The sequence below is a fragment of the Pseudochrobactrum kiredjianiae genome, assembly GCF_030362795.1.
Taxonomy (GTDB): Bacteria; Pseudomonadota; Alphaproteobacteria; order Rhizobiales; family Rhizobiaceae; genus Pseudochrobactrum; species Pseudochrobactrum kiredjianiae.
Genome location: NZ_JAUCBM010000001.1, coordinates 904,093 through 919,531, shown reverse-complemented (window position 1 = coordinate 919,531; position 15,439 = coordinate 904,093). Strand labels below are relative to the sequence as shown.

Sequence of the window (15,439 nt, the reverse complement as noted above, 5' to 3'; positions counted from 1 at the left end):
AGCGGGTGTTGCGCGCAGATGAAATCAAAAAGCCGCCCTCAGGGCGGCTAGACAATGCACTATTGTTCGCCATGATTTAAATGTCAATCAAAGACCCCTGTGACAAGTCAGGAAAATAACTCCATCAAAATGCGCAAAAATGTCGCTGACAGACAAATTTATTATAGAGGCTGAAATTGCGGAACCACTGTGCTAAAACCATTTTTAAGACTGAATAATCATTTTCAGCCGCTACTGCCATGAAATAAACGCGCATGTGTTGCACGAAAACCTTGTAATTAAAAAAAAGCGGTCTATTAAATGCCCGCTGATCTCCAAGGTTGGGGAAAACCAATGCTGCAAAGGGCGCTGCGCTTGTCATGGCGTCCCTGCATAAGGTAGTTTCATATTAAAGTAAGACTAGATTTAGTGCGACAGCGCCAGCTGTCCGGTACATATGGTGCCTGCTTGAACGGGCCCGCAAAAACGAACGCCGGACGCTATAAGATTATAAAGAACGGAGCCTGAGCCACAATGAACTGGACAGATGAACGCGTCGAGCTTCTCAAGAAGTTGTGGAGTGAAGGTCTGAGTGCAAGTCAGATCGCAGCCCAGCTGGGTGGCGTAAGCCGTAATGCGGTGATCGGCAAAGTGCACCGCCTTAAACTCTCCGGACGCGGCAAAACCACCACTGCCGCGCCACGTAGCAAAAAACCGGCACCCGCACCGGTCGCAACACCACGGTCAGCAACGACCTCCAATGTCAGCAGCATGTCTGCTGCCAGTGTTAGCGCCAGTCCGGCTGCACCACGTGCAACAGTCATGAAATCCTCTGGCAGCGCAGCGCTGCAGGCCGAGATTTTAACAGATGCCGTTGCAGCACCAATCATTCGCTCGAATGAAAATGTTGTGGTGCCTATTTCGCGTCACCTGACCCTGCTGCAGCTGACCGAACGCACATGCAAATGGCCGGTTGGCGATCCGCTTCATGACGACTTCCATTTTTGTGGTCATGAATCCGGTGAATCCAGCCCGTATTGCAGCTATCATTCCAAGCTGGCTTTCCAGCCGACAGCAGAGCGCCGTCGCGCCCGCTAAACGGAACAGATTAAATAAAAAAGGCGCCATTCGGCGCCTTTTTTATTGCCCTCAGATCGAGCGCATCATGAGCATACCGCATTAATTCATCTTGAGATAATGCAAAAGCAAAGCTCGAAATTCACTGCTTTTTGCCTGATCTGACAAGCAAGGCTTAAATCAGACGCTGATAAACCGCCAAAGTCTGATCGGCGATTCCTGACCAGCCATAGGTTGCCGCCACTTCCGCACTCTGTGCTTTTGCCTGCTCAGGGCTGAAAGGCTGATCGAGTTTCACGGCCATCTGCCTTGCTAAGGCCTGCGTATCGCCAAGCGGGAAATAATCCCCCTCCGGCAAACCAACCTCCAGATTAGCAGTAATATTACTTGCCAGTACCGGCAGGCCATAGCCCATCGCTTCCATCATCGCGATCGGCATGCCTTCATGGCTGGATGGCAAAACAAAAAGCGCTGCATTGCGGTAAAGAGCTGCCAGATCATCGCCGCGCTGCATTCCTGTCAGCATAACATTAGGCGTTTTGGCGGCGAGAGCTTTCACCTGATCCACATAGGGCGACTGATGATCCGCTGCACCGACAATCGCCAGCTTTTTATCCGTGTGGAACCCATCAGCCTGCATCGCAGCAAAGGCCGCAATCAAATCGTGCTGGTTTTTCTCCGGCACAATACGGGCGACCATGACCACATATTGCTTCTCGATCAAACCAAACTGCTGCAGGACTTCGCTTGTGCCGGCACTTTCGCGTAAGGTCACACCATTGGGAATAAACTGCGCTGATACATGATAGCGCTCCGCCATTGTCTCAACGATATGACGGGAAACAGCAATCCGCTCACTGGCAAAGCGCATACCTGCCCACTCACCGGTTTTCAGCATTTTGCGGGCAAGCCCGCCCCATTTGTCGCGATTATAATCAAAACCATGATGGGTCACGACTGTTTTTAAGCCCAATAACCGCGCCAAGGGTGTCAGTAAAGCGGGACCAATCGCATGAATATGCAAAATATCCGGCCGCCTTATAGCCGCGACCAAAACACCGAGAAAGGTATGGGCAATCGCTTCAAACTTGGTTGAAAGCGGTGCCCAGAGCGGCGTAACCTGCACACCTTCCCACTGATAGGGCTTTTTCTGTGTCAGATAGGGTTTGCGGCCCAACACTTCGACATCCCAACCTTTTTCAACAAAGACACGGGCTAGCTCTTCCACATGCTTTTCCACGCCACCCTGCACATGCGGCACACCGCGCAAGCCCAGCATCATCACTTTGGGGCGCTTAGTCATGTGCTTACTCCAAGCGTGGCATAGAGTTCCAGCATTCGATTGCGATAAGCTTCAGCCGAGAACTCATTCAAAACCCACGCGCGTCCTGCAAGCCCCATGGCATTACGCTCTGCAACCGGCAAAGCCGCCATATGACTTAGCTGTTTTGCCAAATCTTCTGCATTGCCAGCCTCCGCAATCAAGCCGGTTTCACCTTCTCGGATCATTTCCGGAATACCGCCGATCCGCGCACCGATTACCGGCGTACCCAGCGCATAGGCCTCGAGAATACTCACCGGCGCATTTTCATACCATTCAGATGGCAGCACCAGTGCCCTCGCCTCGCCGATCAGCCGGTGCAGTTTTTCGCCCGTCACATAACCGGCGAAAGTTACCGGCGCATTGAGTTCTGTTGCCAGTTCTTTCAGCTCCGTTTCATCGGGACCGGTACCTGCAATCACCAGCTTAACATCGGATTTTGTCGCTGCATGGATCAGCGTTTTCAGTCCCTTTTCCGGAGCAAGGCGACCCGCAAAAAGAAGATAATCCTGCGCCTCATAGACCGGTTTCAGATGATCTGTTTCCACAAAGTTCGGGATATAGACCAGCTGTTCTGGCGGCCAGCCCCATTCGATCAGCTTTTCACGGTAGAAACGGCTCGGCACCACAAAACGGTCAACCTTATTGCGATAAAGCCCGAGCATACGATGGATTGCGGTTTCCACAAAAACCAACCCGCTCAATGGTAGTGAGCCTTTGATGCACCGATTGGCGACGACATTGTAAATCCGCCCACCCTTGCACTGCTCGCAAACATGCCCGTCAACCAGCATTTTATAAGCGGGACAGGCCAGTTTGAGATCATGAACTGTCATCACAACCGGAATATTATGCTGCTTCAACGTGGCAAAAATCGACGGCGACAAATGGTGATAAACATTATGGGCATGGGCAATATTCGGCTTTGCAGTCTCCAGCAACCGGCTCAGATTTTGCTGTGCCTCGCGGGAATAAATGACTTTTGCCGCCTGTTTCACCTTTGTAAGTGCCGAGCTTTCACGACCATATTCAATCTCAGACACGAAATAGCGCGACCAGTCTGACGGCAAATTCTCCGGATGCTGCATAGCAAACGGAATAGCTTCCCAGCCGATTTCCTCGAACAGGCTCATATGATCCAGAAAGATCGCTTCTGCACCGCCACGCCGGTAAAAATAATTATTAATGGCAAGCAAACGCAGTTGCGTCATATCAGAACTCATCAGGCTTCCTCAAATAGCAGGAAAATATCATACAGCACAAACAATGCTTCTCAGGCTGCTTGCACCGATTGATAACTATTCAGCGCTTCATTAACCGTTAAAATCTCACAGCCACTTTGCACTGCATATTGCACCAGTCTTTCAAAAGCAGCAGGCGTGCAACCATAAGGCGTTGGCGTTTCCGAAATATCATGTGTGAAAAAGATCAGCCAACCGGGCTGGGCTTTCACCGCATCAATCTCCGCTTTTAGTTGCGTGACTTCTTCGTCTGGCCGGCCGATTTCCATGCCAAACAACATTTGCAGGCATGTTGCGCCGCGATTAATCCGGTTTTCTCCGGCACGGCAACTGCGATAATTCTTCGCCATGCGCCGATAGGCAAAATAGGAAACGGCATTATAGGGATAAGCAAAATTCAGTTGCGATCCGGCCTTCCCTTGATGCTTATCTAGCACCCTATTTAAAAATGCCCGGTTCTGATCCGTTTCACTTTGCAACTGCGCGCCGCTCAATGTCGCAATATTCGGATGCGAATAAGTATGGCAGCCGATCTCATGGTCACGCTCTGCAAGCTCGGCTATCCCGTTTTCATTAATAAGCTGTCGTGTCGTTTCCGATGTACCCGCAAGATGACCTGCGATATAAAATGTGCCGCGCAAGCCATATTTTTCCAGAATGGTTGCACCATAATACAGAGTGCTATCCGGCACATCATCAAAAGTAAATGAGATCACCGCTCGCGCCGATGTTACATGCAGTGTTTTAGGTGCAAAGCGACGCATTAAATGCGCCTGTATGCGTCCCATCCAATATTGGATTTTATGCCTCACTGCTTCACTCCTATACTGTCCTTTGAGAGGTCAGTCGGCTCATTTTCAACACTTACCATTGCTGATTTGCCTGATTGCGGAAGAGCAAACGCCTGCAAACGCATGCCAAATATAGCCATCATACAACTAAACCATAACAAGCTGCCAGTCTCAAAGAATGCACTTTCCATCGCGCTTGAAAACACAGCAAAAAGCCAAATACGAACGTATAATCGCACAAGTGGCGAATATAAATTACGTTTTGTTATGCGCCTGATATAAATCAAAGGCAAAAAGATCACCCAGATAACAATCAAGACAAAACCAACAACCCCCAGATTAATAAGGGCATCGACCCAAGCATTATGGCCATTAAATGCTCTTGGCGACCAGTTTTCAACCGTATCATTATTGATCAATCGCTCAGTCTGCCAATAACCGTGCAGACCATGACCAAGAAACGGCTTGTCAGCGATTGCATTGACCGCAAACCGCCAGATATCGGCACGATTGGTAAAACTGGCATCAATTCCTAAGGATTCGAGGAAATCATAAACTGCCGGTATCAACGCTGCACCAACAGTCAAAAAATTGATCAGCAACACGCCGCCCACAACAATTGGCCAACGCAGCCATCGTATTCTCTCAAACACAAAAGCAATCAGCAAAATCAGTGGCAGCATAGCAGTAGAGGTTTTGCCGCCAGTATGCGTCAAGAAAATTGCAGAGAAAAATAAAATCAGCCAGCCTGCCAGGCGGAAACCTTTATCCTTTAGATAAAGCCCATAGCAAGAGGAGATCAACATGGCCGCTGCGGCAACATTTTTATGAGCAAAATGGCCACGCCAATTGCCCTGCTGCTCGTCACCCAATTCCGTACTAAACTGATGAATGGCTTGTAATGGCTTAAACAACACGCCGAAATATGCAAATCCCAGCATAATCAACAGCCCTGCCATAACCATTTTAGCAAACTGCTCTTCTGAGCGTGGTAAGAGCAAAAACACCGAGGCATTTATCAGCAAAATTAAGGAAAGAATGACCTGCTTAAAAGAATCCGTGCGCTCATTGGAAAACCATGCAGCCAGTACCATCCATAAAATCAGCAGCACCATCAGCACTCTTGGCTGTAATATTAACCCCTTTAACGGACTAATTCTTATATAGTAAATCACACCAGTAAAAAGTAATAATACAGAAAATTGATTGATCAGGCTTGAAGTATTTTCTGAGCCATTTGCATTTACCTCAACATAGGGATCTACTGATACCCACAAATATAAAAACTGCAGTATAAACAAAGTTGCAGGAAATATATTTTTTGTTTTGGTCGAATTCGCAATAGTGCCTACACGCATATGCTAAATGTCTTCTTCAGTTATCAGCCAAACACATTCATTTAAAGAACACGCCGTTGCCTGCGCATAGCGCCTACAAAACCGAACAACAACGCCAGTCCGCCACCCATCCCGCCACCGACCATGGCACCGGCAATCGTGAGCAAAGCAGTGCCAGGGGGCCATGAGCGGCTTTTCGGCGGCAAAGCTGTTGAAACAATGCGAATATTAGTCGTATCAATCTGCTGGCGCTGGGCAATCTCCTGTGCACGGGTCAGATAAGTCTGATACAATGTTGTCTTAGCCAAGCGATCCCGCTCCAGATCATTTAGCGTCACCTGCGCATCGGTATCAAGAGATACCGCAGAACGCGCGGTTTCGGTTTGTCTGCGTAATGTCTCAACCACTGAATTTGCCTGTTCAAGATCAAGCTTTGCAGCCCGCAAAATCCGTGATGTTTCCTGCGAAATTTGCGCCTGCAATCCAGACAACTGCGACTGCGCGCTCACCAGCTCAGGATAGCGCGGCCCATAGGTCATCGCCATTGCATCCACACGCTGCTTCAAAGTTGCATATTGAGTACGCAGGGCAGTCAGCGTTGCCGATTGCAATGTGGCGGACGGATCAAGCGCCTGATTTTTTGCACTCGTCAGTTCATCATAACGCGATTTAGCTTCCGCCTGACGGCTCAGAGCGCCGACAAGCTGCGAGTTGGTTTCAGTCAGAGCCTGCTCACTGACCAGACCGCCGGCATTACCGGTTTGCAAACCTTGCGCGTTACGGAATTGTGCAACTTTTATTTCCGCTTCAGTGGCAGCCTGTTTTAATTCATTCAAAGGCTCGATCAGAGCGCGGGCTGCACGGGCTGCGCCATCCTGCTCATTTTGGGCAACTTCTTCCTGAAAAGCTTTCGCAGTTGCATTCGCCAGCAATACGGCTTTTTCCGGTTCCCGCGCCCATGCGGATAGATTAATCAAATAGGAGCGTTCAGGGCGGCGCGCATCAATGCGGGAGGACAGTTCACGCAAGGCAGAAATATTCTTTGCCTTCTCAGGATCAATACTATCGGCATCCTTCTTAGCCCCGCCAAGAAATCCGGAAAGCAGGCCAGTTTCTGTTCCGTTAAACTCCGGGTCATCCTGCAATTTCAGTTCATCAACCACACGTTGCAGCACATTACCGGATGTCAGCACCCGAAGTTTGCTCTCAACATCCATCAGCTGACTTTCAGCCTGCATGCTGGTTGCGAAAACATCGTTTGGCACCAACTGCAAATTGGACGGAGAGACCAATATATCTGTACCGGCTGTAAAGCGTGGTTTAGCGGTTTTACCAAAAGCAATACCGGCAGCCGCACCCAATACCGCCATAAGCAAAATCAAGAGCCAATAACGCAATAACCAATTGATAATATCTGAGAGTCCGATGGACGGAAAAACCCATCCCTGAGCACGGACTACGGGCGGAAGACTATCAAAGGAGACCGCAGAAGTTGCAGGCTGCATCTCTGTCTGCCCATGCAAAACACTCTCGTCCCCGCGCGTTGCAACAGGCGTGGCTTTGGCTTTTTGGGCTAATTCTTGCAGAGTATACATCAGACATCTCTACTATTTTGATCAAAATTCATTTACGGGCATGATCTGCTCAATCTTATATATGCACTAACAGAAACATTAAAAAAAAAGGTTAACGATCTCTGCGAGATAATGCTTAACTATTGAAAGTCATGAAAAACAAAGCATTAAATATTAGTGATTTTAATTAGATACGCTGTGATCTATTGCTGCAAGTGACGCTCTTAGCCATTTCTTTTTGCTCAAAAATGCTTTACAGAAACAGCGTCAAGGGAAACAAAAATATGAGTGAAACGGAGTTGCCAGATAACGGCTTGCCTGCGCGTATCAGGCGCTATCTGCCTTCGCTCCTCTCCTATATGGCCTCAAGCGGCAGTCTGATCATGGCGAGCGTCGCTCAGCTTGTGACATTTGCTATCCTCGCCCGTTTTCTTGGTGCTTCTGAATTTGGTATGTTTATTACCATCATGGCAATCACCAGCATTGCCGTGCATCTTTGTGGTATAGGCGGAGCAGAATCTCTTTTACGCCGCGTAGCGCAGAATAAAACTATATATCCGGAAATGCTCGGCCATAATCTGATACTTGTTAGCATCAGCGGCAGCCTGCTCGTTGCTGCGGGTATGTTTATTTTACCCTATTGGGTCAGTTTTTCGACGGATCCCCTGACTGATCAGATTAGCCTGTTTCTGTTTCTCGTCACGAATATTGTTTTGCTACGGCTCATCCTGCTGGTTGAAGCAATTTATATCGGACACAGCAATTTCAAAGCCGCCAATCTTTCTGTGGTTGGTTTTGCATTTGCCCGCACCCTCGCAGCCATTCTGGCCTGCATCGCCTTTGGTGTTGATACAATCAGCGGCTGGGCATGGTGGCAATTTATATGCCACGTTCTTGTCACAGGTTTTTATTGGTTGTGGTTGAAGCCTCTTGGTATGCCTAAATTCCATATTGTACGGGAAGAGCTTAAACTCGGCATTTTCTTTGCGACGCCGTTTATTTTCCGTGCCATTCGGCAAAATATCGATCTACTTCTGCTTGGCCTTCTTCTTTCGCCTGCAGTGATTGGTAGCTACGGTGTGGCGCGCCGCATTGTTGACAGCAGCTACCTGAATATCGATGCTATGAGCCGCCTGCTCTATCCGCGCTTTGCCAAGATGAGTGCAAACGGTATTGATAAAGCCTGGCCACTGGCGCAAAAATCTGTGGTGATGGCTGTCGGAATAGCTGTCTTCACTGCCGTCGTTATTTACTGCTTAGCACCTTATCTGCCATTGATTTTCGGCAGTGAATATCAGTCTATGATCTACTTCACACAGGTATTGTGCTGGGTCATTATTTTTTATGCATTGTGGTCTGTTGCCGTAGAAGTTATGGGCGCAGCAGGTGAACATGTCTATCGCGCAGCTATTCTCAATACCGGCAATATACTCGGAGCGCCTGTCTTGGCACTTGCCACATGGCTGATGCCTCCAACCGGAACATTTATCTCGATCTATCTGATTGAATTTTCGATCGCTTTATGTGCGTGGCTGTTCCTCTACAAGCTCGTGCGCAAGGCTGCACAAGCCCGAATGAATTGATCCCATTTTACGCGTATTGTACCCCGAGAACCGCTTCACACTTTGCGGAATGCGCTTTAGAGCGCCGTGTGCGATACTTGGCACACAAAGGTCGCTCTAACACACTAAAATTAGAGCATAATTTCACCTTAAACTGACCCAAGTTTAAGGTGAAATTATGCTCTAGTCGGTCTCTAACTTGCTCTGAAGAACTTTACTTTCAATAAAGGTCTCCGGGTCTTTGCGTGATGCGAAGAAACCAAGCGGCAATGCCGCCGCATGAAGAAACCACGCGACAACAGAATACAGCCCCACAGACAAGCTGCGGTTTTTAACGCTCATCAAACCGATTGCTACTGCAATCATGAAGAGGTCAATCAAAACGGCAAGCCCCATATGCGGCAGCACCACAAACATCAGCAGCATCATGATGATCCATCCATAGACCCCCATCCACAGACGCAATTCCGGCAAATCTGCAAAAAGCATCTTGAAATGCGGTTTTCCGGTTGCTGAGCGTAACAGTTCACCAATTCCGCGAATATATTTCGTCTTCCAGCGTCGGATTAAGAGCTTGTAAGCATTCACATTATGACCTGTATGATACACAAAACGCCGGTCAAGCCGGAACAATGTCCAGCCCTGATTGCGTAATCTCACGCCCAAATCATACTCTTCATAACTATGCAGATTACGGTCTGAGAGATAACCGATACTTTCTATAGCTTCACGCCTGTAAAGACCGCCACAGTTAATCCGGTCAATCACACCCACAGCTTTATAAGCTGTCTTGCGCAAACCACGGCGGACATATTCCAGATTGTCGTGATTACGCTCCATGACATGACCCGTTACACCGGCAGTTTTTGCGTTTGCTTCAAGATATGTCTTAGCCTCAATAACAAAGTCCGGTGCAAGCTCGGTATCGCCGTCCATCAGGCAAATATAAGGATAGCGGCTATATTGGTATCCAAGTTGCGGGCCTAAGCCACAGCTTGGTTTTGCCGGTGCTTCAATTTGCACAATAATAACCGGATATTGTTTGGCGATTTCAATCGTACGATCTGTGGAACCACTATCCGCCAGAATAACTTCACCCTGCCCGTCCGGCAGTGCTGCAAGCGCACTCTCAATCGCGGCAGCAATCCGTCGCTCTTCATTCAATGCTTTAATAATGATTGAGACCGTCATCGGACATCCTGCCTGTCTGAGCACTTGCCAGAGCGGTTTCAACATGAACTGAAATCGCTCTACGTCAGGCGCATATAGGCATAAGACATATAAAATGCAATTAACAAGGGCTATCCTCATTACTCGGCAACCATAGTGCAGATCTTATTACATTATTGATTTGCTTATATAAAATTCAAATGAATACAATTATTTACCAAGTTTTTGTGTTTCTCTACGAGACAGACAATAAACCGGACATCTTGATTGACCCTAGGACATTATTTACTCAATTCTGCCAGAGTCCAAAGAACTGCAATCCGCAATTACGCCTGACACCGAAGCAAAACAGGATAAAGTGGCATGACATCATTCAGTTCAATACAGCTTTCCCGTCAGGATGCGGGTTTGGGCTTTATTGAGTCTGTACCAATGTCTGGACCAGCACCTGAAAAGATGTCCGGTCACCAGCTTACAAATCAACACACGGATCTGCGTGCTTCCCTGAAAATCAATTATGACATTCGCTGTGTACAAACTGTTGGGGATGTTTCCTCTGAATGGCCGACTGCAAGCCAAGGCGCTCCGAGCAAGTTAAACAGTGATGCCAGCCCCAATTATCACATTTTTCAGACTACAACATTTCTGAAAATATGGGAGCAAACCTACGCGCCGGCTCTCAAAGCAGAACTGTACCTTATTGAAGTCCGGATGAAAGACGGCCGCCCGGTTGTTTTTCTGCCCCTTTCAATTCTACCCTGCAACCATACGCGTATTCTGTCTTTCACAGATCAGGGTGTTGCTGATTATAATGCACCTGTTTTGTTCGATTGCGGCATAGAGTGGAACCAGTCACAAGCCGAAAACCTGTGGCGCCAAATTCTCGCTATATTACCAGCCTTTGATTATGCTGAATTCAAGAATATGCCCGAGAAACTGGGCGCGCTGATAAACCCGCTTTTTTTGCTGACCAATACAGATAATCTTGCAGACAGCCATGCTAATAATCTGACGCATGATTGGGAGACGATACAACAAAACCTTGTGCGTCCAAAATCGATCCGTCGCAAACTTCGTCATCTACATGAATTAGGCAACTGTACGTTTTCCATCGCTAAAACTGCTCAGGAGCAACAACAGCTTCTGGAATTCATGCTCCATGAAAAGCAACAGCGTTTTATTGAAACCCACGTTCCGGGATTTGATCAATATCCCGAGAAAATCCACTATTTCAAAGAGGCTACGCTTGCATTTCAAGCCACTGGCACCTTGCATATTTCCGCATTGAAACTGGATGGTGAAATCCTCGCTTGCATGTGGGGATTGGTCAGCGGCCCGCATTATTACGGTATTATGATTGCGTCTAATTTAAAAAAATGGGCCAAATATTCCCCTGGTCATGCGCTGCATTATTTACTGCTTCAGCACCTGAAAGACGAAGGTTATGATTGTCTCGACCTCGGTGTCGGCGATGAGGAATGGAAGTTGCAAAATTGCGACCTGACCATTCCGCTGAAATGCATGACATTCACTGCAACAACGCGCGGCAAATTATATGCCATGCAAAAAGCAGTGATGGAGTATCTGCGCGCCACCGCCTTCTGGCAGGCACTGCGCCCGCTGAAGTGGCGTTTTTTCCGTGCATTACAGCGCTGACAACAATTTCAGCGTTTTAGAGTGTTAGAGCGGCCTTATGATCCGGCAAAAACCACGGTAAAGACCGAGCCTTCTCCAAGCTGTGAGCGAACGATCAGTCGTCCGCGGTGGCGTGTCAGAATATGCTTGGCGATTGCCAGACCCAAGCCGGTACCTTTATGGGCACGGCTGCTATCAACATCCACACGATAGAAACGTTCCGTGAGACGTGGCAAATGCTCTGCCGGAATACCGGGACCAAAATCCTCAATACTCACAGAAAAACCGCGCAACGCATCAACCTGACTGCTCTCCGCACTCTGCTCATCAAGCGTAACCACAACACGCTTGCCAGCCTGCCCGTATTTGCAGGCATTCTCGATCAGGTTCTGAAACACCTGAATAAGCTCGTCCCTGTCTCCTGGCAACCAAACCGGATGATCGGGTTTAACCCACTCAATAGTCACGCCAACACCCGATGCCATGGGTGCAAGCGTTTCCACAACATGGCAGAGGATCTGCCCGACATCGACGCGATCTTTCAGCGGTATGGCCGCTTTCATCTCAAGTCGCGAGAGAGACAACAGATCATCAATCAGGCGTGACATACGATCTGCCTGTGTCTGCATAATCCCTAAAAAACGCTCGCGTGCCCCCGCATCATCCCGTGCAGGACCTTGCAAGGTTTCAATAAAACCGCGCAGCGAGGCCAGCGGTGTACGCAATTCATGGCTGGCATTAGCGATAAAGTCTGAGCGCATACGGTCAATGCGACGCAACTCCGTTTGATCGCGAAAGATCAAGATAAAGCAATCTGCCTCACCTTTTGCCGTTTCAAAAGTCATAACGGAAGCACGGTACCAACGCTCCAGCGGCAATCGCTCAAGATAATCCGTTGAGCGCGCCTGTCCGTCAGCAATAATCCCTTGTATCAGAGAGTGCATTTCCGGCGAACGGAAGCAGAGATAAAGCGAGGTATCCCGTGCCAGTGGCGGGAAGGCTTCTCGCGCAGCATAATTGACATAAAGAATTGTGCCGTCCGTATCGAACAACACCAGCGGGTCAGGTAAAAAATCTGCCAGCATTTCACCGGATAAACGGGACAGCGGGCCTTCACGCTTACCAGTTTTGGCGATGACAGCGACAGGCTTCGGCACGGTGAAAGCAAGAAACGCAACAATCAGCATGAAAAGTAACAGGCAAACTGTAAGTGCCCACAGCGCCGAAACACCCCAATAGCGCAACAGCATATAAAAAGGTAGCAAAAGCAACAAAGCAGGCGCAGATTTACGAACGGATTTCCACCATTGTGGCTTATGCGGCGTATCGCTCATCTCCGCTATATCCGCACCCGTTACTGCAGACACGTTATTTTGCTGTTTCTTATCCGCTATCATATATCTGAATGCCGCCTTTATCCCTATTTGTACAAACAGGGCTGAGCATTTGCAGCTCACTCTTTGGAATTACACGTACTTAACCCGAAGCAATTTTGCACTCTGTGCAAGTATTCCGAGCATATTCGATTTCAACAAGTGTTCATGTAATCATTATGAAAGCAACCAGCTACAAATGTAAAATACTTGCTTTTGCGGCACAGCAAATCCTCACTTAAAAGCATCCTGCCTCAGCAAAACCAGAACATCTTGGCTAAAAACAGCTTCCCGCTTTCCGGATACGTCGTGAGCGGACTATTTATGATTTATATTGCGAATTTGTGACAAGCCGTTCCGGCCTCGGTGTATTTTTCTGATTATAAACAGATAATCCATGCACTGGTATCGGCCGCTCACCGTTTTCTAACTGCCCCTCTGCCAGACGACTTGGGAAATGCGGTGTCTTTTCCCAATGATGCGGCGCCGTGAACATTTGATAAAAAGCGCGCCATGCCGCCACTGACAACAATAACCAGTAGAATGGCACGCCCCAGAGATAAAAATACCTACGCCTTTCATCAAAACGCAGCGTTTTCTTGCAGAGTATGTGAAAACTCAGATAGGCCGTCAGCAAGTTCATTCCGTTAAATATAACCGCCGCTATGACAGCCTGATCGTGGAAACCGGACAGGCCTAGTACCACACCCCAAATAAGACCAACCAGCATAAAAGGATGCAATAATGCAGATAGCAATAAGCCGGTTGTGTAGAGCAGATAAAGACTGAAACGCCAAACACCCAACTGACGGCACGTTTGTACAGGGGAACGCATATGAACCAGCCATGTCTGCATCCAGCCCTTAAACCAGCGGGTTCGTTGGGTCTTCCAATCTTTATAGTTTTCCGGCGCGTCCTCGGTCGTTGGCCGGTTAATCACATCCACACGGTAGCCAAAGCGTGCAAGGCGCATGCCCAGATCGGCATCCTCCGTCACATTATAACTGTCCCACCCACCAACCTCCTGCAACATTTTTCGCTTCAGGTGGTTTGAGGTTCCGCCCAGAGGCATCACCGCCCCTCTCCGGCTTAGCCATGGCAACAGGCCGCGAAACAACCCCGCATATTCAAATGAAAAATATCGCGTCAGGTAATTACAACTAAAATTACCGATCACTAATGGCGCTTGCAGACAAGCCAGTGCTTTGTCACCCCGGCGAAATGCCTGCCATGCCTCAAGCAACTGGTCACGATGTGGCCTGTCTTCCGCATCATAGACGACAACCAATTCACCACGCGTAAATTGCAAAGCATAATTCAATGCTTTTGGTTTGGTCCTCGGACCGACCGCGGGCACGCGCAGAACCTCAAAATGTGCAGGCAGGTTTTCCCGTGACAAAGCCGACAGCGTCTCACTGTCATCCGCCTCGCAAATCAGCTTGATGTCCAGTTTTGTTACCGGCCAGTTCAGGCTGCTCAGGGCAGTAACCAGCTGCCGGACAATACTGGCTTCTTTATAAAGCGGCACAAGGATCGTATAAATTGGCAGATCATAGGGTCGGTAGGGTGCCAAAGGCCTGATATGTAACGGGCGGGCATTCCATGCAGCCAGAAGACGTATCGCGACACAGGCAAAAAAGAACAGGGTCAAGCCCCAATAGAGAAATGACAAGTAAGCCCCGTGCTTTGCCAGAAACACCCACATTAATCCGAGCAATAAACCGCTAAAACAAAAACCCTGCCAGCCGTTCAACACAAGACGCGCAGAGAAATGAGACGGTGTCATTGTCTGCGCACGACCCGCAGCCGCCTTTCCATAGCGATGATGCAGCAGCGCCACCAATACGGTTGGCGGGCATAAGCGCAGCCGCTCACGCATATCAGGATATTCCCGCAGATAAAATTTCAGCATCGCCAGCTCTTTCAGATCCGGCGCCATATAGAGCAGGCTCTGCCCTTTGCGTCCTGCGACCAGCACATGACGAATACTGCTCAGACGGGCGGCACCATCAAAAGGGCGCAGCAAAACATCACTGGCAGCCGGTTCATCATCATAAATCAACCCCGTTTCTTCAGCCCAAAGCCGGTAGAGCGCACTTTCCGAAATAGCGCCGCGATGCACAAGTTCATCATTAAATGATGTATTGTGACGTACGGCACCGGCAAAGGCCGCTACAATCTCCGCTTTACCAAGCCCCGCATTAACAAGGCGGACAGAGAAGGCTGCGCACAGGCTTATAAAGCTTTGCGAAAATAATAAATGTAACGTCATTTCACCACCAAGAAACAACAAGGAGAAATTTTACTAACTTAGATAAAACAAATTTGCGATATTTATGAAATTAACGATTTTTTAACAATAATATCCATCGCATAAAA

The 15,439-nt window shown here is 48.5% G+C and carries 12 protein-coding genes; 3 read left to right on the top strand and 9 right to left on the bottom strand.

Annotated elements, in window-relative coordinates; translation table 11 throughout:
- Nucleotides 1-124: 124 nt before the first annotated feature.
- A complete protein-coding gene (locus tag QUF18_RS04025) occupies nucleotides 125-361 on the bottom strand; it encodes a hypothetical protein (RefSeq protein ID WP_289385445.1) in 237 nt (78 codons plus the stop codon).
- A 152-nt stretch (nucleotides 362-513) separates the two neighbouring features.
- On the opposite strand from QUF18_RS04025, the gene QUF18_RS04020 reads away from it, so the two are divergent.
- Nucleotides 514-1,077: a GcrA family cell cycle regulator gene (locus tag QUF18_RS04020; RefSeq protein ID WP_289385441.1), complete on the top strand. Its 564-nt coding sequence runs from the start codon at nucleotides 514-516 to the stop codon at nucleotides 1,075-1,077.
- A 154-nt stretch (nucleotides 1,078-1,231) separates the two neighbouring features.
- Here the strand turns inward: QUF18_RS04020 and QUF18_RS04015 are convergent, their stop codons facing one another.
- The 5 genes from QUF18_RS04015 to QUF18_RS03995 form a co-directional block, all read right to left on the bottom strand.
- The gene (locus QUF18_RS04015) at nucleotides 1,232-2,359 is read right to left on the bottom strand and encodes a glycosyltransferase family 4 protein (RefSeq protein WP_289385439.1); all 1,128 of its coding nucleotides are present in this window, start codon (nucleotides 2,357-2,359) and stop codon (nucleotides 1,232-1,234) included.
- Nucleotides 2,356-3,588 (bottom strand): glycosyltransferase family 4 protein, encoded by a 1,233-nt coding sequence (locus QUF18_RS04010; RefSeq protein ID WP_289386128.1) that lies wholly within the window; start codon nucleotides 3,586-3,588, stop codon nucleotides 2,356-2,358. Before QUF18_RS04010 ends, QUF18_RS04015 begins: the two co-directional genes overlap by 4 nt.
- A gap of 62 nt (nucleotides 3,589-3,650) precedes the next feature.
- On the bottom strand, nucleotides 3,651-4,430 hold the full coding sequence (locus QUF18_RS04005) for a polysaccharide deacetylase family protein (protein WP_289385436.1): 780 nt from the start codon (nucleotides 4,428-4,430) through the stop codon (nucleotides 3,651-3,653).
- Nucleotides 4,427-5,767, bottom strand: coding sequence for an O-antigen ligase family protein (locus QUF18_RS04000; RefSeq protein WP_289385434.1), 1,341 nt, complete (start codon nucleotides 5,765-5,767; stop codon nucleotides 4,427-4,429). The genes QUF18_RS04005 and QUF18_RS04000 overlap by 4 nt, the downstream gene beginning before the upstream one ends.
- A 41-nt stretch (nucleotides 5,768-5,808) precedes the next feature.
- On the bottom strand, nucleotides 5,809-7,341 hold the full coding sequence (locus QUF18_RS03995) for a GumC family protein (RefSeq protein WP_289385432.1): 1,533 nt from the start codon (nucleotides 7,339-7,341) through the stop codon (nucleotides 5,809-5,811).
- A gap of 263 nt (nucleotides 7,342-7,604) precedes the next feature.
- Between QUF18_RS03995 and QUF18_RS03990 the strand changes: the two genes are divergently transcribed.
- On the top strand, nucleotides 7,605-8,903 hold the full coding sequence (locus QUF18_RS03990) for a lipopolysaccharide biosynthesis protein (RefSeq protein ID WP_289385430.1): 1,299 nt from the start codon (nucleotides 7,605-7,607) through the stop codon (nucleotides 8,901-8,903).
- A 162-nt stretch (nucleotides 8,904-9,065) separates the two neighbouring features.
- Here QUF18_RS03990 and QUF18_RS03985 read toward each other — a convergent pair whose 3' ends face one another.
- Nucleotides 9,066-10,073 carry a glycosyltransferase family 2 protein gene (locus QUF18_RS03985; protein WP_289385428.1) on the bottom strand — a complete coding sequence of 336 codons (1,008 nt, stop codon included), beginning with the start codon at nucleotides 10,071-10,073 and terminating at the stop codon, nucleotides 9,066-9,068.
- Between the two features lie 342 nt (nucleotides 10,074-10,415).
- On the opposite strand from QUF18_RS03985, the gene QUF18_RS03980 reads away from it, so the two are divergent.
- Complete coding sequence (locus tag QUF18_RS03980; protein ID WP_289385425.1) at nucleotides 10,416-11,708, top strand: GNAT family N-acetyltransferase; 1,293 nt, start codon at nucleotides 10,416-10,418, stop codon at nucleotides 11,706-11,708.
- 35 nt (nucleotides 11,709-11,743) lie between these two features.
- Here QUF18_RS03980 and QUF18_RS03975 read toward each other — a convergent pair whose 3' ends face one another.
- Together QUF18_RS03975 and QUF18_RS03970 are read right to left on the bottom strand one after the other, a co-directional pair.
- Nucleotides 11,744-12,937 carry an ATP-binding protein gene (locus QUF18_RS03975; RefSeq protein ID WP_374806462.1) on the bottom strand — a complete coding sequence of 398 codons (1,194 nt, stop codon included), beginning with the start codon at nucleotides 12,935-12,937 and terminating at the stop codon, nucleotides 11,744-11,746.
- A gap of 445 nt (nucleotides 12,938-13,382) precedes the next feature.
- On the bottom strand, nucleotides 13,383-15,332 hold the full coding sequence (locus QUF18_RS03970; RefSeq protein WP_289385423.1) for a glycosyltransferase family 2 protein: 1,950 nt from the start codon (nucleotides 15,330-15,332) through the stop codon (nucleotides 13,383-13,385).
- Between the last annotated feature and the right edge of the window lie 107 nt (nucleotides 15,333-15,439).